At 68.7% G+C, this 18849-nt stretch carries 14 protein-coding genes; 6 read left to right on the top strand and 8 right to left on the bottom strand.

Translation table 11 applies throughout. The annotated features are described in order from the left end of the window. Nucleotides 1-87 precede the first annotated feature (87 nt). Entirely contained in the window at nt 88-414 is a 327-nt protein-coding gene (locus OZ671_RS09565; protein ID WP_268860543.1) for a putative quinol monooxygenase, read from the bottom strand. 256 nt (nt 415-670) lie between these two features. On the opposite strand from OZ671_RS09565, the gene OZ671_RS09560 reads away from it, so the two are divergent. The 5 genes from OZ671_RS09560 (at nt 671) to OZ671_RS09540 (ending at nt 8478) form a co-directional block, all read left to right on the top strand. Beyond that, complete coding sequence (locus OZ671_RS09560; RefSeq protein WP_268860542.1) at nt 671-1768, top strand: TRAP transporter substrate-binding protein; 1098 nt, start codon at nt 671-673, stop codon at nt 1766-1768. A gap of 232 nt (nt 1769-2000) precedes the next feature. Further along, nucleotides 2001-3650 carry an acyl-CoA dehydrogenase family protein gene (locus OZ671_RS09555; protein WP_268860541.1) on the top strand — a complete coding sequence of 550 codons (1650 nt, stop codon included), beginning with the start codon at nt 2001-2003 and terminating at the stop codon, nt 3648-3650. Between the two features lie 46 nt (nt 3651-3696). Continuing rightward, nucleotides 3697-4812: a DUF2855 family protein gene (locus tag OZ671_RS09550; RefSeq protein WP_268860540.1), complete on the top strand. Its 1116-nt coding sequence runs from the start codon at nt 3697-3699 to the stop codon at nt 4810-4812. A gap of 108 nt (nt 4813-4920) precedes the next feature. Further along, nucleotides 4921-7233, top strand: a complete 2313-nt coding sequence (locus OZ671_RS09545; RefSeq protein ID WP_268860539.1) for a hybrid sensor histidine kinase/response regulator — start codon at nt 4921-4923, stop codon at nt 7231-7233. A 291-nt stretch (nt 7234-7524) separates the two neighbouring features. Further along, nucleotides 7525-8478, top strand: coding sequence for an IS110 family transposase (locus OZ671_RS09540; RefSeq protein ID WP_268860538.1), 954 nt, complete (start codon nt 7525-7527; stop codon nt 8476-8478). 181 nt (nt 8479-8659) lie between these two features. Here the strand turns inward: OZ671_RS09540 and OZ671_RS09535 are convergent, their stop codons facing one another. From OZ671_RS09535 to paaG, 7 genes are all read right to left on the bottom strand, one after another. Beyond that, nucleotides 8660-9322: a response regulator gene (locus OZ671_RS09535; protein WP_268860537.1), complete on the bottom strand. Its 663-nt coding sequence runs from the start codon at nt 9320-9322 to the stop codon at nt 8660-8662. A 111-nt stretch (nt 9323-9433) separates the two neighbouring features. Then, entirely contained in the window at nt 9434-12586 is a 3153-nt protein-coding gene (locus OZ671_RS09530) for an efflux RND transporter permease subunit (RefSeq protein ID WP_268860536.1), read from the bottom strand. An 11-nt stretch (nt 12587-12597) separates the two neighbouring features. Beyond that, the gene (locus tag OZ671_RS09525) at nt 12598-13803 is read right to left on the bottom strand and encodes an efflux RND transporter periplasmic adaptor subunit (protein WP_268860535.1); all 1206 of its coding nucleotides are present in this window, start codon (nt 13801-13803) and stop codon (nt 12598-12600) included. A gap of 255 nt (nt 13804-14058) precedes the next feature. Next, nucleotides 14059-14682, bottom strand: coding sequence for a TetR/AcrR family transcriptional regulator (locus OZ671_RS09520; protein ID WP_268860534.1), 624 nt, complete (start codon nt 14680-14682; stop codon nt 14059-14061). 12 nt (nt 14683-14694) lie between these two features. Continuing rightward, a complete protein-coding gene (gene paaK / locus OZ671_RS09515) occupies nt 14695-16005 on the bottom strand; it encodes a phenylacetate--CoA ligase PaaK (RefSeq protein ID WP_268860533.1) in 1311 nt (436 codons plus the stop codon). Nucleotides 16006-16013: 8 nt separating this feature from the next. After that, complete coding sequence (gene paaI, locus OZ671_RS09510; protein ID WP_268860532.1) at nt 16014-16469, bottom strand: hydroxyphenylacetyl-CoA thioesterase PaaI; 456 nt, start codon at nt 16467-16469, stop codon at nt 16014-16016. Then, a complete protein-coding gene (gene paaG / locus OZ671_RS09505; protein WP_268860531.1) occupies nt 16466-17263 on the bottom strand; it encodes a 2-(1,2-epoxy-1,2-dihydrophenyl)acetyl-CoA isomerase PaaG in 798 nt (265 codons plus the stop codon). Before paaG ends, paaI begins: the two co-directional genes overlap by 4 nt. Nucleotides 17264-17527: 264 nt before the next feature. On the opposite strand from paaG, the gene OZ671_RS09500 reads away from it, so the two are divergent. Continuing rightward, on the top strand, nt 17528-18670 hold the full coding sequence (locus OZ671_RS09500; RefSeq protein ID WP_268860530.1) for an ABC transporter substrate-binding protein: 1143 nt from the start codon (nt 17528-17530) through the stop codon (nt 18668-18670). The last annotated feature ends 179 nt before the right edge of the window (nt 18671-18849 follow it).

The raw sequence follows: 18849 nt of genomic DNA, 5'->3' as shown, positions 1-18849 counted from the left end.
GCGGCATCCATCTCAGGGGCGCATTGATAATGCGTTTCGGCGCTGGAAGACAGGCCCTCAACCGCGGGGTGCCATGCGGCGCGACGGTTACCGCTTTGCAACCGGCGCCCGTCCGAAATCGGCGCGCAGCGGTTGCCAGGCGGCGATGCCACGCTCTTCGCGCAGCAGGTCGGGCAAGGCCTGCCAATAGGTCGCGCGGTAGGCGCGGCGCATCTCAACCTCGGCGAGCTCGGCCGCATCGGCCCAGGTCTCGTAGAGCATGAAGCGGTCCGGATCGGTCGGGTCGCGGTGCAGCACGGCATTGATGAAGCTCGCCTCCGCGCGCATGGCGTCGAGCACCGGCGCCAGCAGGGCGAGGAAGGTCTCGGCGCGGCCGGGCTTCAGGGCGAGGACGATCGTATAGGTGACGGCCATGGCGGCGGGCTCCGGTGAGGGGCGCCTTGTGACGGTCCATGACCCCGAAGGTCATGGACGCGCCGCGGTGCCGCGGCGGATGGACCGGCGGGACCGGCGGCCCGAGCCGTCATTAGGCCTCATGGACCACATGACAGGCCCGATCCCGCGCCCCATGGCCCGCGCGCGCGAAACCGGCTAGGTTCCGGCCTCCGCCGGTGGCGGCGACCCCAAGCGGGCGCGGCCAGAACGAGGCGGCTTCGCTACGAGGAACACCATGGACCGCCGCAATTTCATCAAGACCTCGGGTATCGCGACCGGCGCCGTCGCCGCCGTCGCCGCACCGGCGGTCGCCCAGTCGAACCCGAAGATCTCCTGGCGCCTGACGTCGAGCTACCCGAAAAACCTCGACACGCTCTACGGCCTTTCGACCCATCTGGCCAAGCGCGTCGCCGAGGCGACCGACAACCAGTTCCAGATCCAGACCTTCGCGGCCGGCGAGATCGTGCCGGCGCTGCAGGCGCTCGACGCGGTGCAGAACGGCACGGTGGAGTGCAGCCACACCCTGTCGAGCTTCTATATCGGCAAGGATCCGGCCTTCGCCTTCGACACCTCGCTGCCTTTCGGCCTCAATACGCGCCAGCAGAACGCCTGGCTCTATCAGGGCGGCGGCCTCGAGCTCGTGCGCGATTTCATGAAGGGCTACAACGTCCATGTCATCCCTTCGGGCAATACCGGCGCGCAGATGGGCGGCTGGTTCCGCAAGGAGATCAAGTCGGTCGCCGACCTCAAGGGCCTGAAGATGCGCATTGCCGGCATCGGCGGCACCATCATGGCCCGGCTCGGCGTCGTGCCGCAGCAGATCGGCGGCGGCGACATCTACGCGGCGCTCGAGCGTGGCACGATCGACGCGGCGGAGTTCTCCGGTCCGCATGACGACGAGAAGCTCGGCTTCCAGAAGGTCGCCAAATATTACTACTATCCCGGCTGGTGGGAGGGCTGCGCCAACGTCTCCTTCTTCGTCAACATGGAGAAGTGGAACGGCCTGCCGGCGCATTACCGGGCGGTGCTGGAGGCGGCCTGCGCGGAAACGCTGACCCTGAGCGTCGCCAAATACGACAACCAGAACCCCGACGCGCTCTATCGCCTGGTCGCCGCCGGCGCCGAGCTGAAGGGCTTCCCGCAGGACGTCATGCAGGCCGCCTTCAAGGAGGCCATGGCGCTCTATGGCGAGCTGGCCGCGTCCAACCCGAACTTCAAGAAGTTCTACGATTCCTGGCTGCCCTACTGGCGCAAGGAGCAGGTCTGGTTCCGCGTCGCCGAACTGCCGTTCGACGCCTTCGTTTCGGCCCAGGCGCAGATGCAGGGCCGTTGACGTCATCCGGCCGCGCGCCCCGGCGCGCGGCCCCTCCGGCATGGTCAACGATCGAATGGCATGACGGTTCGCCGTGGTTCGAGGCGCGAACCACCGCCAGCTTCGGTGCATTGGGCCCGATGAAAGCCGGCGCAGACCTCTGCATCCTTCGGCCGATCCGCAACCTATGGTCGGCGCTGTTTTTCCATGGCAAGCTTTGCCTCGAAAAAGCAGCCCTGCGGAGAACCAGGCCATGCCGCGCCACGCCCCCGCGACCCATCTGATCACCCATGAGGTGACCAACCAGCCGCCCGAATTCGCCGGCCGCAACCTGTTCCTGTCCGATCCCGTGCTGCGCGAGGCGGCCCGGCGCGAGGGCGGCGAATGGGTGGAGGCCCCGCTCACCGCGCTCGGCGCCGAAATGGGCTCCGAGGAGGTGCTGGCGCTCGGCGAGGAGGCGAACCGCTATCCGCCGGAGCTGACCGTCTTCGACCGCTACGGCCGGCGCATCGACGAGGTGCGCTTCCACCCGGCCTATCACCGGCTGATGGAGATCGCGATGCGCCATCGCATCCACTCCATCGCCTGGGCCGAGGACCGGGCGGGCAGCCATGTCGCCCATGCCGCGGCGCTGGCGCTGTTCACCGAGGCCGAGCAGGGCGTGATGTGCCCGATCAGCATGACCTATGCGAGCGTGCCGGCGCTGCGCCACCAGCCCGATGTCTCCGGGCCCTGGCTGCCGAAGATCGTCGAGGGACGCTACGATGGTCCGCTGCGGCCGATCGCCGACAAGGCCGGCGTCACCGTCGGCATGGCGATGACCGAGAAGCAGGGCGGCAGCGACGTCAGGGCCAATTCGACCAAGGCCCGGCGCGACGGCGAGGCCTATCGTCTCGTCGGCCACAAGTGGTTCTGCTCGGCGCCGATGTCGGACGGCTTCCTGACGCTCGCCAATACCGAGCGGGGCCTGTCCTGTTTCCTGGTGCCGCGCATCCTGCCCGACGGCTCGCGCAACACGCTGCACGTCATGCGGCTGAAGGACAAGCTCGGCAACAAGTCGAACGCCTCGAGCGAGATCGAATACCACGACACCTATGCGCGCCTGCTCGGCGAAGAGGGCCGCGGCGTCTCCGTCATCATCGACATGGTGCACCACACCCGGCTCGACACCATGGCCGGCACGCTCGGCATCATGCGCATGGCTCTGGCGCAGGCCCATCATCATGTCAGCCACCGCCGGGCGTTCCAGAAGACGCTGATCGACCAGCCGGTAATGCGCGCGGTGATCGCGGACCTGGCGGTCGAATACGAGGCGGCGGCCGCGCTCACCATGCGGGTGGCGCGCGCCTTCTCGGGCACCAGCGAGGAGGAAAAGGCCTTCGCGCGGCTTGCCGTCGCCATCGGCAAGTACTGGCTGACCAAGCGCAATCCGAACTTCGTCTACGAATGCATGGAGTGCCATGGCGGTGCCGGCTATGTCGAGGAAAGCCCGCTGCCGCGGCTCTACCGCGAGGCGCCGCTGAACGCGATCTGGGAAGGCTCGGGCAATGTCATCGCCCTCGACATCCTGCGTACGCTGATGAAGGAGCCGGCGGCACGGGACGTCTTCCAGCACGAGATCGGCCTGGCGCGCGGCGTCGATTCCCGGCTCGACCGCTATGTCGACGACCTCGCCGCGGGCCTGCGCCATGTGCCGCAGGAGGGACAGGCGCGGCAATTCGCCGAGCGCATGGCGCTCAGCCTGCAGGCCAGCCTGCTCATCCGGCACGCGCCGCGGGCGGTGGCCGACACCTTCGTCGCCACCCGCATCGCCGGCGACGGCGGCCGGTCCTTCGGCATCCTGCCGCAAGGCAGCGACATCGATGCCATCCTGAAGCGCGTCGCGACCGTCCCGGCCGCCTGAGCGGAAGGCGGCCCGCAATCTTACATTCGAAGGAAAGATCCCGAGCATGACCGAGCCTGCGACAGTGCTGCACGCCACGAGCTTGGAGGTCGGCCGGGCGGATCTCCGCCAGTCGCGGGTCGTCACCGAGGAGATCGACGTCGCCGCCGTGACCGCCGCGGGCAAGGCGGTGCTGGCGATCGACCATTTCGCGCTGACCGCCAACAACATCACCTATGCCGCCTTCGGCGACCAGATGTCCTACTGGGACTTCTTCCCCGCCGGCCAGGGCTTCGGCCGGGTGCCGGTCTGGGGTTTCGCCGACGTGGTGGCCTCGGGCGCCGACGGCCTCGCCGCCGGCGAGCGGGTCTACGGCTATTTTCCGATGTCGACCCATCTCGTGGTCGAGCCGGGGCGCCTGTCGCCGCGCCGCTTCGTCGACGTCAGCCCGCACCGCGCCAAGCTGCCGGCGGTCTACAACAGCTACGATCGCGTCGCGCACGACCCGGCCTATACGCGCTCGGGTGAAAGCATCCAGATGATCCTGAAGCCGCTGGTGGTCACCTCGTTCCTGATCGCCGATTTCCTCGAGGACAACGGCTTTTTCGGCGCGCGCCAGGTGCTGGTCTCGAGCGCCTCGTCCAAGACCTCGCTCGGCCTCGCCTTCTGCCACCGGCGCCTGGCCGCGCGGGACGTGCCGGTTCTCGGCCTGACCTCGCCGGTCAACGGTGCCTTCGTCGAGAGCGTCGGCTATTTCGACAGGGTGGTGACCTATGACGCGATCGAGAGCCTCGATGCCGCGGTCCCGACCGTCTATGTCGACATGGCCGGCAGCGCCGATCTCCTGACCCGCGTGCACCGGCATTTCGGCGACAATATCAGATATTCGTGCCGCGTCGGCGGTACCCATTGGGAGGGCCTCGCCCGCCGCATGGAACTGCCCGGCGCGCGGCCGACCTTCTTCTTCGCGCCCGATCAGATCGCCAAGCGCGCGGCCGACTGGGGCCCGGGCGGTCTCGACCAGCGGTTCGCCGGCGTCTGGGCGGAGCTTGCAGCCTCGGTCGACGACTGGCTGACGGTGGAGGACCATCATGGCCCCGAGGCGATCAAGGCCGCCTATCACGACATGCTCGAAGGGCGGATCTCGCCATCGGCCGGCCTCATCATGTCCCTGAAGGCCTGATGCCGGGCGCGGGATCTGCGTCCGCCGCACGGGACGGCTGCCCGTGGTGCAACGGCGGCGCGCCTGCAGGGCTTTGACGGCCCTGCCGCAAAGCGCGACACTCGATCCATGGGCATTTCAGCCACGCCATTCGCGCGCCCGGGACTGCGCGGCATCCTGACCGGCACGCTCGGCGTGCTGACCGCCGCGCTGATCCTCAGCGTCACCGCCGTCGTGGTCTGGACCGCGACGCGCGAGGCGCAGCGCTCGATCGGACGCTCGCTGGCGGATCTTGCCTCCTATATGCGCGAGGCGCTGGAAAGCGACGTCTACGAGCGCTGGCGCAATGCCCGCACCATCGCCACCATTCCCGTCTTCACCGACCCGGCCGGCTCCTACGCGATCCGGCGCGCGCTGCTCGACCGGTTCAAGGCCAATTTCGACGAGGTGGTCTGGGTCGGGTTCGCCGATACGAGCGGCCGGGTGACGGTCGCCGCCGGCGGCATCGACGAGGGGGCCAATGTCAGCGGCCGGCTCTGGTTCCGTTCGGCCCGCGAGCGGGCACGCCATGCCGATGAACGCACCCAGCGGCCGCAATCGCTGACGCCGACGGGCGAGCGGGTGATCGAGCTCGGCTCCAATGTCCGCGATGCCGACGGCCAGGTGGTCGGCCGTCTCGGCATGCTGATCAACTGGGACTGGCTCGGCCATCTCCGGCGCTCGCTCATCGGCCGCTGGCGCGAGCGCCAGTCCGACATCGAGGTGATGGTGCTCGACCGCGACGGCCGGGTGATCGTCGGCGATCACAACCGGCTCGATCCGAGCCTCACCCAGGCGATCGCCCAGCGGGCCGACGGTTTCGAGATCGAAAGCATGCCCGACGGCAAGGCGCTGCTGATCGGCACCAGCCGCGCCGCCGGCGGGCGCGGCGTCGACGGCCTCGGCTGGCAGATCGTCGTCACCTCCAATGCCGAGATCGCCTTCGCGCCGGTCGACACCCTGCGCCGGCAGATCATCGCGGCGGGCGGCTTCGTCGGCCTGCTCGTCATGATGGCGGGCTGGTGGGTGGCCGGCCGCATCGCCAGCCCGCTTCAGGCCATCGCCGCGCGCGCCGACCGGGTCGGCCTTGCCGACGCACTCGACGGCGTGGTGATCGAGGTGCCGCAATCCTCCTCGAAGGAGGTGGTTTCGCTTGCCGCTTCGCTGCAGGCCATGATCGACCGCCTGTCCGACAACGAGGAGGCGCTGCGCCATCTCGCCAATACGCTGGAGGTGCGGGTTGCCGAGCGCACCGCCGAACTGGAGGCGGCGAACCGCGCGCTGAGCCTTGCGCGCGACGACGCCGTCGCCGCCACCGCCGCGAAATCGCGCTTCCTGGCGGCGGCGAGCCACGATCTGCGCCAGCCGCTGCATGCCCTCTCGCTGTTCGCCAGCGCGCTCGCCCGCAGGGTCAACGGCGACGAGCCGCGCCGCCTCGTCGCCAACATGGAGACGACGCTCAGCTCGCTGCAGGACATGTTCAACGCCCTGCTCGACGTGTCGAGGCTGGATGCCGGCATCGTCGTCGCCGAGCCGCGCGTCTTCGTGATCGGCGACGTCCTGGAGCGCGTCGCCGCCGGCTTCCGTGCCCAGGCCGCCGCACATGGCCTGGAATTCCGGCTGGTGCCCTCGCATCTCGCCGTGACCAGCGACCCGATCCTGATCGAGACGGTGCTGCGCAACCTGGTCGGCAATGCCCTGAAGTTCACGGCCGCCGGCGGTGTCCTGGTCGGCGTGCGCCGGCGCGGCCAGGTGGCGGTGCTGGAGATCCACGATACCGGCTCCGGCGTTCCCGAGGAGGACCGGGACCGGATCTTCGACGAGTTCGAGCGGGCGAAGGAGGCCGCCCACGGCCAGAACGACGGGATCGGGCTCGGCCTGTCCATCGTCCGGCGCCTGTGCAACCTGCTCGGCCATCACATCAGCGTGGCGAGCCATCCAGGCGGCGGCACCGTGTTCCGCGTCGAGCTGCCGATCGCGGCGAGCGAGCCGCGGGCGGCCGAGCCGGCGGCGGCGGAGGCCGGCGTGTCGCTGGCCGGCCGCCACATCCTGGTGCTCGACGACGAGCCGATGATCGTCGACGCGCTGGCACGCACGCTGCGCGACGACGGGGCCACCGTCACCGCCGCGAGCAGCGCGGCGGAGGCGACGCGGGCGCTGGCGGCGGCTGCGCCGGTCGATCTTGCGGTCATCGACCTGCAGCTCGACCACGGGGTCGACGGGCTCGACCTGGTCAGCCGCTGGCAGCAGGGCAGGGCGAGCAAGCTGCCGGCGCTGATCGTGACCGGCGCGACCGACCCGACGACGCTGGCCCGGCTGCAGGCGAGCGGCGTCGCCTGGCTGACCAAGCCGGTCGCCGTGCCGGCGCTGAGAGCGACCGTCGCCCGCCTCGTCGCGGCGTGACTTTCTGCGGGGCCGGCCCAGCCGAGGGCCTGCATATCGGGCAGTCGTGGTTCGAGGCCCGCGCCAGGGCGCCGGCACCTTGTATTGGAAAAATCTGCCAGACTGAGGCCGTCCCTCGTTGAGGGGGATGCCGGATCCGAGGTGGCCGCCTCGGATCCGGCGGCGGCCGTTTGATCGTTGGCACCTGAGCCGTTTCGGGCTGTTGGTGAGCAAGATCACGGTCGCCCTCTTCATCGGACCCGGATGGTTGAAAGAACACCAGGTTCGCATCACAAGGATGGGGCGACGAAGATGGCAAAGACTAACACGAAAGTAGCCGGGATCGACACAGCGAAGGCCACGCTGGATATGGCCGTGCACGGCCGCACGGAGCACTGGCAGGTCGACAATACCCCGGCCGGCTGGCGCGAGCTGAGTGAGCTCCTGACGGCCCAGCGGGTCGGCCGGGTCGGGATCGAAGCCACCGGCGGCTATGAGGTCGGCGTCATCGCGGCCTTGCGCGCGGCAGGCTTTACCGTGATCCGCCACCAACCGCTGCAGATCAGCGCCTTTGCCAGGATGCGTCTGCGGCGGGCCAAAACCGATCGGTTGGATGCGGCGCTGATTGCCCATTTCACCGCCCTGTTCACCGATGATCGGCCGGCTCCCGATCCCCGGTTTGCCGCTTTCGCCCTGCATCTGACCCATATCGAGCAGCTCGAGGGGCGGATCAAACAGACCAAGACCTTTCTCGAACACCAGAGCGAGCCGCGGCTGCGCCGGCAATGGGAGAGCCGGCTCAAGGCTGACCAGAAGGAGGCGGCATACGAGCTGGCGCTGCTGGTCAAGGCGCTGCGCCAGCAGCCCGATCTCGACCGCCGGCTCGAATTGCTGCTCACCATTGACGGGATCGGCCTGCGCACTGCGGTGGCCCTGGTCGTCGGCATGCCGGAGCTGGGGCAGATCTCGCGGGAGGAGGCCGCGGCCCTGGCGGGCCTCGCGCCATTCGTCCGCCAGAGCGGCAAGTGGGCTGGCGAAGCCCATATCGACGGCGGGCGGGCTCGCGTCCGCACCGCCCTCTATGCCGCAGCCCTACCGGCGGCCTTCCAGTGGAACCCTGCCCTCATCGCCTTCTATGCTCGCCTCAAACAGGCCGGCAAAAGCCATAAGAAGGCTCTCGTGGCCTGTGCCCGAAAGCTCCTCATCTTCGCCAACTCCGTTCTTCAGCGCGACACTCCATGGCGGAAAGCCGCAACCCAATCCTAATGGTTGCTCACCATGAGGCCTGGAAGGGTGCTGCATCAGTACCGGTGCAAGCGGGCTCTTCGCGCGATTGGCTTCACGAGCTCGCTCTCTGCCATGCCCCACATGCCTGACGGCGCAGTGCGATCCGACGACGACCCTCGAACCAGGGCCAGCCAGGCCGCAAGGCCTCGATCGAGCCGCATCACTCCTGATGCAGGAGGGACGATGCCGCGGCCACGGCGGCGGCGCGGTTGCGCACGCCGAGATGGCGGAACAGCGCGGCCATGTGGATCTTGACGGTGCCGTGGCCGAGGTCGAGCGCGCGGGCGATCTCCTTGTTCGACTGGCCCTGCAGCAGCAGCTCCAGCACGTCGCGCTGGCGCGGGGTGAGGCGGTTGAGGTCGGCCGCGGGCTCGGCCGCCGGCGCGGGCTGCGCCGGACGCGGCATGGCGCTGGCGAGCGAGGCGGGCACGAAGATGGTGCCGCCGATCACCGCCTGCAGCGCCGCGACGAGGTCGTCCTCGGCCAGCCGCTTCGGCACGAAGCCGTTGACCCCGGCGGCCAGGGCGTCGAGCACGTCCTTGCGGTCTTCCGAGCCGCTGACGACGGCGATCGGCAGTCCGGGATAACATTCCCGCACCGCGGCAAGGCTCGCGGCGCTCTCCATGCCGGGCATGGACAGGTCGAACAGGGCAAGGGCGACATCGTCGGTCTCGCCGAGCTTTTCCAGAGCCTCGTCGAGCGAGGCGGCCTCCTCGACATCGTCGAAACCGAGCCGGTCCTTCAATGTGAAGGCGAGGCCCATCCGGTAGAGCCCGTGGTCGTCGGCAATGACCGCTATGCGGCGGGAAAGGCGCTCGGACATGGCCGACAGGGGTAAGGCCGCCAGCGGCGCCGTGTCAACGCACGACGCCGCGAGATCGGGCAAGCCTTTATTTCCATACGTTTCCGAGCGGCGGCGCGCCGCCCGGCCGCATCAGGCGCCGGCCCCGCCGCCGCCTGCCGAAACCGGCTGTTCCACCGCAGGTCCATGGCCGGCCGATGCCGTGGCGCCGGCCCGGCCGCGCCGGCCGAACCAATCGCTCAGCCCGTCGAACAGGATGTAGATGACCGGAGTGATGAACAGCGTGAGCAGCTGCGACATCATCAGGCCACCGACGACGGCGAGGCCGAGCGGCTGGCGCAGCTCGGCGCCGGCGCCGGCGCCGATGGCGATCGGCAGGGCGCCGAGCAGGGCGCAGAGGGTCGTCATCATGATCGGCCGGAAGCGCAGCACGGCGGCTTCGACGATGGCCTCCTTCGCCGGAACGCCGCGATGGCGCCGCTCGATGGCGAAGTCGACCATCATGATGGCGTTCTTCTTGACGATGCCGATCAGCATGACGACGCCGATCATGGCGATGACCGAGAGGTCGAAGCCGAAGATCTGCAGCGTCAGGAGCGCGCCGATGCCGGCCGAAGGCAGGCCCGACAGGATGGTCAGCGGGTGGATGAAGCTCTCGTAGAGAATGCCGAGCACGATGTAGATGACCAGCACCGCGGCGAACAGGAGCAGGCCCTGGTTGGCGACGGCCTGCTGGAACACCTGCGCGGTGCCCTGGAAGCTGGTGGAGATGGTCGCCGGCAGGTCGATCTCGCGGGTCGCGGCCTCGATCCGCTCGACCGCCTGCGACAGGGCGACGCCCGGCGGCAGGTTGAACGAGATGGTGACGGCCGGCAGCTGGGCGAGGTGGCTGACGGTGAGCGCGGTCGGCTGCTCGCGCACCGTCGCGACCGCGTCGAGCGGCACCACCGTGCCTGTCGGCGTGCGCACGGTCAGCCGGCGCAGCATCGAGGCGGTGTCGTTGTATTTCGGGTCGGCCTCCAGGATCACCTGATAGGCGTCCTCGGGCGCGTAGATGGTCGAGACCTGGCGGACGCCGAACGAGGAGTAGAGCGCCGAGCGGATCTGGTCGGCGGTCAGGCCGAGGCGCGCGGCCGCGTCGCGGTTGACGTCGATCACCGCCGAGCGGGCCTTCATCTGCAGGTCCGAATTGACGTCGAGAATGCCGGGCAGGCCGCGGATCTTGCCTTCGAGCACCGTGGCGTAGTGGCGCAGGCTCTCCAGATCCGGCGACTGCAGCGTGAACTGGTACTGGCTGCGCGACTGCACGGCGCCGACCGTGATCGACTGGATCGCCTGGTAGAAGACCTGGATGCCGGCCACCTGCGTGGACACCCGGCGCAGCCGCTGGATCACGTCATTGGCGCTCGCCTTGCGCTCCGGCTTGGCCCGCAGGGTGATGAACAGGCTGCCCGAGTTCTGCGTGGTATTGGCGCCGCCGGTGCCGACCGAGGAATTGATCGAGACGACGTCGGGGTCCTGCGCCAGGAGGGCTGCGAGCTCCTGCTGGCGTGTCGCCATGGCGGCGAAGGAGGAATCGTCGGGGCCGAGCGTGCGCCCGACGATCAGGCCATTGTCCTCGACCGGGAAGAAGCCCTTGGGAATGTCGCGGAACAGCATGAAGGTGACGACGAAGGTCGCGATCGTCACGCCGACCATGATGATCGGCATGTTGACGACCTTGCCGACCGCCCAGGCATAGCTCCGCGTGAGGCCGGTGAAGAAGCGCTCGAACAGGCGCAGCGGCAGGGCCGGGCGCGCATCGTGGTCGATCGGCTTGAGCATGCGCGAGCAGAGCATGGGGGTCAGCGTCAGCGACACGACGCCCGAGATCAGGATCGCCATGGAGATGACAAGGCCGAACTCGGCGAACATGCGGCCGACGACGCCGCCCATGAACAGGACGGGAATGAACACCGCGACCAGCGAAATGGTCATCGAGACGATGGTGAAGCCCACCTCGCGCGAGCCGACCAGCGCCGCCTGGAACGGCTCCATGCCCTCCTCGATGTGGCGCATGATGTTTTCGAGCATGACGATGGCATCGTCGACGACGAAGCCGACCGCCAGCGTCAGCGCCAGCAGCGAGATGTTGTCGATGGAATGGCCGAGCATGTACATGCCGGCGAAGGTGCCGATCAGCGAGATCGGCAGGGCGATGGCCGGGATGACCGTGGCGCGGGCGCTCTTCAGGAACAGCCAGATCACCATGACCACCAGGAAGCCGGCGATCATCAGGGTGATCTCGACGTCCTCGATCGAGGCGCGGATGGTTTCGGAGCGGTCGTTCAGCACCTTGATCTGATAGGTGGCGGGCGCCTCGCTCTGGATCTGCGGCAGCAGTGCGCGGATCCGGTCGACCACGTCGACCGTATTGGCGTCCGGCTGGCGCTGGACCGCGATGATCAGCGAGCGCTTGCCGTCGAGCCAGGCCGCGACGCGATCGTTCTCGACGCTGTCGACCGGGGTTGCGACATCGGAAATGCGCACCGGCGCGCCGCTCTGCCAGGCGACGATGATCGGACGGTAGTCGTCGGCGCGGGTGACCGGGCCGGTCGCGTCGAGAATGGCGGAGCGGCTGCCTTCGTTGATCGAGCCGACCGGCCGGTTGGAATTGGCGTTGACGATGGCGTTCTGCAGATCGGCGACGCTCAGCCCCCGCGCCGCCAGCTGGTCGAGGTCGGCGCGGATGCGCACGGCATATTTCTGGCCGCCCCAGACCATCACCTGGGCGACGCCCGGCAGGGTCGAGATGCGCGGCAGGATCGCCGAATTGGAGAAGCGGTCGAGGTCGGACAGCTTGGCGACGTCGGAGGCGATCGACAGGAAGATGATCGGCTGGTCGGCCGGGTTGACCTTCCTGAAGCTCGGCGGCGTCGGCATGTCGACCGGCAGGCGGCGCATGACCGCCGAGATCTGCGACTGCACGTCGAGCGCGGCGCCGTCGATATTGCGGTTGAGGTCGAACTGCAGAACGATCGAAGTGTTGCCGAGCGAGGAGGTCGAGGTCATCGACGAGATGCCGGCAATGGTCGAGAACTGCTTCTCGAGCGTCAGCGCCACCGACGAGGCCATGGTCTCGGGACTTGCGCCCGGCAGCTGCGCGGTCACCTGGATGGTCGGGAAGTCGACGCGCGGCAGCGCCGCGACGGGAAGCTGCTTGTAGCCGAAGAGGCCGGCCGCGACGAAGGAGACCATCAGCAGGATGGTCATGACCGGGCGGCGGATGCAGAGTTCGGACAGCATCGGCGCCTCCCTCAGCTCTGCCGGCCAGGGACGACGGTCTCGGTCGCCGCGGCGCTCGGCCGGGCGACGACCGGCGTGCCGGCGACGAGGCGCAGCTGGCCCGACGTCACCACTTCCTCACCGCCGGACAGGCCGCTGGAAACGACCGCGATGTCGCCCATCGAGCGGACGACGGTGATGTTGGCGAGCGTCGCGCGGCCGTCGACGACGGCGAAGACGTAGGGGCCGTTCTGGCCGATCTGCACGGCGGAGGTCGGGATCACCACGGCATCGGCTTCCATGCCGAGCGTGACCTTCACGGGCACGAAGGCGCCCGGCCAGAGCTGCTCCGAACCGTTTTCCATGCGCGCCTTGGCGATCACGGTGCCGGTGGTCTGGTCGATCGTGTTCTCGATGAAGGCGATGGCGCCGCGCGCGGTCTTGCCGCCGGCGGTCGCCTCGACGGTCACGCGGTTCACCGCGTCGGGGCCGCCGCTGAGCACGGCGCGCATGTCGTAGAAGGTGTTCTGCGGCACGGCGAAGGCAATGTAGATCGGATCGACCTGATTGACGGTGGCGAGCGGCGCGGTATCGGCGGAGCGGACGAAGGCGCCCGGCTTGGCGGCGATCGAGCCGATGCGGCCGGCGACCGGCGCGGTGATCCGGGTGTAGCTGAGCTGGGTCACGAGCGCGTCGCGATTCGCTTCGTCCGCGGCGAGCTGGGCCTGCGCTGTCTTCAGCGCGGTGATGGCATTGTCGCGCGCGACCTCCGAGCCGACGCGGCGGTTGGCGAGGTCGGCCGCGCGGTCGCGGTCGCGGGTCGCCTGCTCGACCTGCGCCTTGTCGCGCGCGATCTGGGCCTCGACCTGGGCGATCTGTGCCTTCAGGGTGCGGTCGTCGAGGCTGAACAGGAGGTCGCCCTCCTTGACGAGAGCGCCTTCGGCGACGTGGACGGCGACGACCTGGCTGTCGAGCCGCGGCTTGATCTGGATCGAGGCGATCGGCTGTACCGTGCCGATGGCGTCGACGGTGATCGGCATGGGCCGCCGCTCGGCGCGGGCGAGCGTCACCGTCACCGCCGGCGGGGCGTTGCGCCGGGTCGCGGCCTCGGCGGCCGGCGTGTCGCGCTTCATCAGGCCCTGCGCCTTGACATAGGCCTGTTCGGCCAGGTCCGGACGCCAGGTCGCTATGCCGGCGGCAATGGCGAGCAATCCGAAAACGATGACGACCCTGAGCATGCACCCAATCCCCGAAATCAAAACCAGGCCACCCGTGATGCGGGCGCCAGTCCCCCCAAGCCGGCCCGCAAACCCGGACCAGCTTCCCATGCGGGAGCATAGGGCTTGTCCGATCCGGGATACATTCGGCCCGATGGTCTAGGCCGGGGTGTTGGCCGGTCGATGACACAGGCTGGGGTTGTCCACCGATCGGCCGCGGACAGGGGAAGGGCGCGGCTTGCACGGCCGGACGCGGCTTGATGGCGCGGAGTAGCCCTATTCGGCCGCGGCCAGCCGGCTGCGCGCGGCAACGTCGCGGGCGCCCGCCAGGATGAGCCCGGTCGCGAGCTCGGCATAGGCCTCGCGGCTCATCGGGCCGTCGGGCCGGAACCACATATAGTGCCAGTTGAGCATGCCGAAGAGCGACATCGTCACCGGCTTCAGGAGGCGGCTGTTGTGGCTGAGCTCCGGCACCGCTTCGGCGAGCGCCTGGGAGAACTTGCCGACGAGGGCCCGCTCCACGGCCTTCAATTCGTCCTGGTGCGCCTGCGGCAGGCGCGACAGCTCGCTGACCTGGATCTTGTGCAGCGTGTCGGCGTCGCGATAGGCCTCGAGCAGGGCCCCGACGATGGCACGCAGGCGCTGGTCGCCCGGCTGCGTGCCCTCGGCGGCCTGTTCGACCGTCTCGACGAGATGGGCCAGGTGCCGGCCGATAATGTCGACCAGCAGCTGCTCCTTGTTCGGATAGTAGTGATAGATGAGCGCCTTGGAGACCCCGCAGGCGCCCGCAATGTCGTTGATCGATGTGCGGTCGTAGCCGTGGGCCGAAAACAGCTCGGCGGAGGCGTGCAGGATATGCGCGCGCTTCTCGTCGTAATCGGCGGCTCGGGGACGGGCCATGGCGCTGTTCTTTTAAGCTTTCGGCCGCTGGTCGAGGACGCGCTGGGCCTTGCCGAGCGAGCGCTCGAGCGTGCCGGGGGCGACGACGGCGACAGTGGAGGACACACCGATCGTGTCCTTGATGGCCTGGCAGAGGCGGCGGCCGGCCTGTTCGCGTTCCGCGGAGCCGACCGTGTCGGCCCGCGCTTCGACCTGGACGGTCATCTCGTCCAGCCGGTCGGCACGGGTCAGCACCACGACATAGTGGGCCGACAGTTCCGGAATGGTCAGGATCTTCTCCTCGATCTGGCTCGGGAACACGTTGACGCCGCGGATGATCATCATGTCGTCGGAACGGCCGGTGATCTTTTCCATCCGCCGCATCGAGCGCGCCGTGCCGGGCAGGAGGCGGGTCAGGTCGCGCGTGCGATAGCGGATGATCGGCATAGCCTCCTTGGTCAGGGAGGTAAAGACGAGCTCGCCCTTCTCGCCGTCGGGCAGGACCGCGCCGGTCGCGGGATCGATCACCTCCGGATAGAAATGATCCTCCCAGATGTGCAGGCCGTCCTTGGTCTCGACGCATTCGTTGGCGACGCCCGGCCCCATCACCTCGGACAGGCCGTAGATGTCGACGGCGTCCATGGCGAAGGCGTCCTCGATCTCGGCGCGCATCGCATTGGTCCAGGGCTCGGCGCCGAAAATGCCGATGTCGAGCGAGCAGTCGCGTGGATCGGCGCCAATGCGGCGGAATTCGTCGAGGATCGCCAGCATGTAGCTCGGCGTCACCATGATGATGTCGGGCTTGAAGTCGCGGATGAGCTGCACCTGGCGCTCGGTCATGCCGCCGGAAATGGGGATCACCGTGCAGCCGAGCTTTTCCGCGCCGTAATGCGCGCCAAGGCCGCCGGTGAACAGGCCGTAGCCGTAGGCGACGTGGATCTTCATGCCCGGCCGGCCGCCGGAGGCGCGGATCGAGCGCGCGACGAGGCCCGACCAGGTCTCGATGTCGTTGAGCGTATAGCCGACCACGGTCGGCTTGCCGGTCGTGCCGGAGGAGGCGTGGATGCGTGCCACCTTGTCTTCGGGCACGGCGAACATGCCGAAGGGATAGTTGTCGCGCAGGTCCGCCTTGGTCGTGAACGGGAACCTGGCGAGATCCTCGGGACGGCGGAAGTCGTCGGGATGCACGCCGGCGGCATCGAATTTGGCGCGATAGGCCGGCACGTTGTCGTAGGCGTGCCTGAGCGTCCATTTCAGCCGCTCAGTCTGCAGGCCCGCGATCTCGTCGCGGGAAGCGCGCTCGATCGGGTCGACGAGCGCCTGGTAGCGGGACTTGTCCAGCATGACGGGCCTCACAGGGCGGGATGGTCGGCGGCGACGGCGCCGCCGAGGCTGCGGGAATGGCCGCGGAACACCGCAATGACGGTGCCGGCCTGATTGGTGACGGTGACGTCGCAGATGCCGGAACGGCCGGTGCGCGAGATCTCGCGGGCCGTGGCGGTGAGCACGTCGCCGCGCTGGCCGGAGGCGATGAAGGTCACCGCGCAATGCTGGGCGACGGTACGCGTATTGTGGCTGTTGCAGGCGAAGGCGAAGGCGCTGTCGGCGAGGGTGAAGATATAGCCGCCATGGCACATGCCGTGGCCGTTGGTCATGGCCGGCGTCACCGTCATGGTCATCGTCGCCGTGCCCGGCCCGGTCTCGATCAGCGCCATGCCGAGCCCGCGCGAGGCCTGATCGTCGGCCCACATGGCCCGGCCGGCGGCTTCGGCGACGGCCGCCCGGTCGATCGTCTCCCCGGCGCTCATGTGCGTCCCCCGAACACCGGCTTGCGCTTTTCCATGAAGGCGGCGACGCCTTCGGCATAGTCACGGCCGCGGCCGAGCCGGCGCTGCTCGTCACGCTCGTGATCGAGCTGGGCGTCGAGGCTGTTGTCCTCGGCGATCTCGAAGGCGCGCTTGATGGCGGCAAGGCTCGCGGGCGAAGCCGCCGCGAAGCGCTGGCACAGCGCCTCGGCCTCGGCGATCAGCCTGTCGTCGTCGACGACCCGATAGACGAGGCCCCAGGCCTCGGCCTGCTCGGCCTTCAGGGTCTCGCCGGTCATCGCCCAGGCGCGGGCGCGGGCCGGGCCGACGAGCCGCGGCAGGAGGTAGGTCGCGCCTGAATCAGGCACGAGGCCGATCTTGACGAAGGCCTGGCCGAAGCTCGCCGCGCGCGCCGCCAGCACGATGTCGCTCGCCAGCGCCAGGCTCACGCCGGCGCCGGCCGCGACGCCGTTGACAGCGGCGATCACCGGCAGGGGCATGGACCGGAGCTTGCGGATCAGCGGGTTGTAGTTCTTCTCCAGCGTCTCGCCGAGATCGGGCGTATCGCCCGGTTCCGGAGCGATTTCGGGGTCGGCCAGGTCCTGGCCGGCGCAGAAGCCGCGGCCGGCGCCGGTGATCAGCACCGCTTTGCAAGCCTTGTCGGCCTCGGCCTCGTCGAGGGCGGCCTTCAGCGCCCTGTGCATCACGCCGGTGAAGGAATTGAGCTTGTCCGGCCGATTCAGCGTCAACACGCGATATCCCGGCCTGATGTCGACGAGCACGGTGGCGCCGTCCATCGCGTCACTCCCCTGAGCGTTTCCACTGCCGCACGCCCCGTCGCGTCAAAGCCGGGCCTGTCGATTGTTCGTTGCCCCCGGGGTGATCGCGGCCGCTGCAAACCTGCGAAAGCTGCTACTTGCCACTTGACTGACCGGGCGGTTGGACAATTAAATGCCCAGAAGCGACGAGGTGTCAACGCAGGTCGTTCGAAAAGAACCTGCCAACCTCATCCGATGGAACGACACGAGGGAGGATATGTCATGGCGGGTTGGACCCGACGCATGTTTGCAGGCTTGGCCGGCGTCGCGCTCGCGGCACTCGGAGCCGGTGCGGCCGAAGCCCAGATCAAGATCGGCGCGGTGCTGTCGGCGACCGGCCCGGCCTCTTTCCTGGGCGACCCCGAAAAGCGCACGCTGGAGCTCTATGTCGAGCGGCTGAACGCCGCCGGCGGCATCAACGGCCAGCGCGTCCAGCTGATCACCTATGACGACGGCGGCGATGCCAACCAGGCGCGCACCTTCGCCACCCGCCTCGTCGAGGACGACAAGGTGGTGGCGATGATCGGCGGCTCGACCACCGGCACCACCATGGCGATGATCCCGGTCTTCGAGGAAGCCCGCATCCCCTTCATTTCGCTCGGCGGCGCCATCGAGATCATCGATCCCGTGCGCTCCTTCGTGTTCAAGACGCCGCATACCGACCGCATGGCCTGCGAGAAGATCTTCCAGGATCTGCAGCGGCGCAGCCTGACCACGATCGCCATGATCTCGGGAACCGACGGCTTCGGCGCGTCCATGCACGCCCAATGCGTGGCGGTCGCGCCGCGCTTCAACATCACCATCGCCCATGTCGAGCGCTACGGGCCGCGCGATTCCGACATGACGCCGCAGCTCGCCAATATCCGCAACCGCCAGGGCGTGCAGGCGGTGGTCAATGCCGGTTTCGGCCAGGGACCGGCCATCGTGACGCGCAACTACCGCCAGCTCGCCGTGCCGTTCCCGCTCTATCAGAGCCACGGCGTCGCCTCGAAGCAGTTCATCGAGCTCGCCGGCGAGGCCGCCAACGGCGTGCGCCTGCCGGCCGCCGCCCTGCTGGTCGCCGACAAGCTGCCCGACAGCGACCCGCAGAAGCCGGTGGTGGTCGGCTACAGCACCACCTACCAGCAGCGCACCGGCCAGCCGGTCTCCACCTTCGGCGGCCATGCCTATGACGGGCTGATGCTGCTGGTCGAGGCGATCAAGAAGGCCAATTCCACCGATCCGCGCAAGATCCGTGACGCACTGGAGCAGACCCGCGGCTTCATGGGCACGGCCGGCGTCGTCAACATGAGCCCGACCGATCATATGGGGCTCGACCTGACGGCGTTCCGCATGCTCGAGATCCGCAACGGCGACTGGGTCCTGGTGCCCGACAGCGGCAGCTGAACGCCCTGCATCGAGGGTGGCCGTGGTTCGAGGCTCGCCTTCGGCTCGCACCTCACCATGAGGATGGATGGGGATGGCATCAGGGATGCTCGTGAAGCGTCATGCGCATGGCATCATGAATGCGCGTCATGCGTTTCGCCTCGCTCCCTCATGGTGAGGTGCCCGCGCCCGTGCACGGG

The sequence above is a fragment of the Phreatobacter sp. AB_2022a genome, assembly GCF_026847585.1.
Lineage (GTDB): Bacteria > Pseudomonadota > Alphaproteobacteria > Rhizobiales > Phreatobacteraceae > Phreatobacter.
The sequence above is the reverse complement of the archived record's forward strand: the minus strand, read 5'-3'. Positions and strand labels throughout refer to the sequence as shown.

Bases quoted from the DNA above. Each gene is read 5' to 3' on its own strand.
- OZ671_RS09565 (WP_268860543.1), bottom strand. From the start codon at position 414: ATGGCCGTCACCTATACGATCGTCCTCGCCCTGAAGCCCGGCCGCGCC.
- OZ671_RS09560 (WP_268860542.1), top strand. From the start codon at position 671: ATGGACCGCCGCAATTTCATCAAGACCTCGGGTATCGCGACCGGCGCC.
- OZ671_RS09555 (WP_268860541.1), top strand. From the start codon at position 2,001: ATGCCGCGCCACGCCCCCGCGACCCATCTGATCACCCATGAGGTGACC.
- OZ671_RS09550 (WP_268860540.1), top strand. From the start codon at position 3,697: ATGACCGAGCCTGCGACAGTGCTGCACGCCACGAGCTTGGAGGTCGGC.
- OZ671_RS09545 (WP_268860539.1), top strand. From the start codon at position 4,921: ATGGGCATTTCAGCCACGCCATTCGCGCGCCCGGGACTGCGCGGCATC.
- OZ671_RS09540 (WP_268860538.1), top strand. From the start codon at position 7,525: ATGGCAAAGACTAACACGAAAGTAGCCGGGATCGACACAGCGAAGGCC.
- OZ671_RS09535 (WP_268860537.1), bottom strand. From the start codon at position 9,322: ATGTCCGAGCGCCTTTCCCGCCGCATAGCGGTCATTGCCGACGACCAC.
- OZ671_RS09530 (WP_268860536.1), bottom strand. From the start codon at position 12,586: ATGCTGTCCGAACTCTGCATCCGCCGCCCGGTCATGACCATCCTGCTG.
- OZ671_RS09525 (WP_268860535.1), bottom strand. From the start codon at position 13,803: ATGCTCAGGGTCGTCATCGTTTTCGGATTGCTCGCCATTGCCGCCGGC.
- OZ671_RS09520 (WP_268860534.1), bottom strand. From the start codon at position 14,682: ATGGCCCGTCCCCGAGCCGCCGATTACGACGAGAAGCGCGCGCATATC.
- paaK (WP_268860533.1), bottom strand. From the start codon at position 16,005: ATGCTGGACAAGTCCCGCTACCAGGCGCTCGTCGACCCGATCGAGCGC.
- paaI (WP_268860532.1), bottom strand. From the start codon at position 16,469: ATGAGCGCCGGGGAGACGATCGACCGGGCGGCCGTCGCCGAAGCCGCC.
- paaG (WP_268860531.1), bottom strand. From the start codon at position 17,263: ATGGACGGCGCCACCGTGCTCGTCGACATCAGGCCGGGATATCGCGTG.
- OZ671_RS09500 (WP_268860530.1), top strand. From the start codon at position 17,528: ATGTTTGCAGGCTTGGCCGGCGTCGCGCTCGCGGCACTCGGAGCCGGT.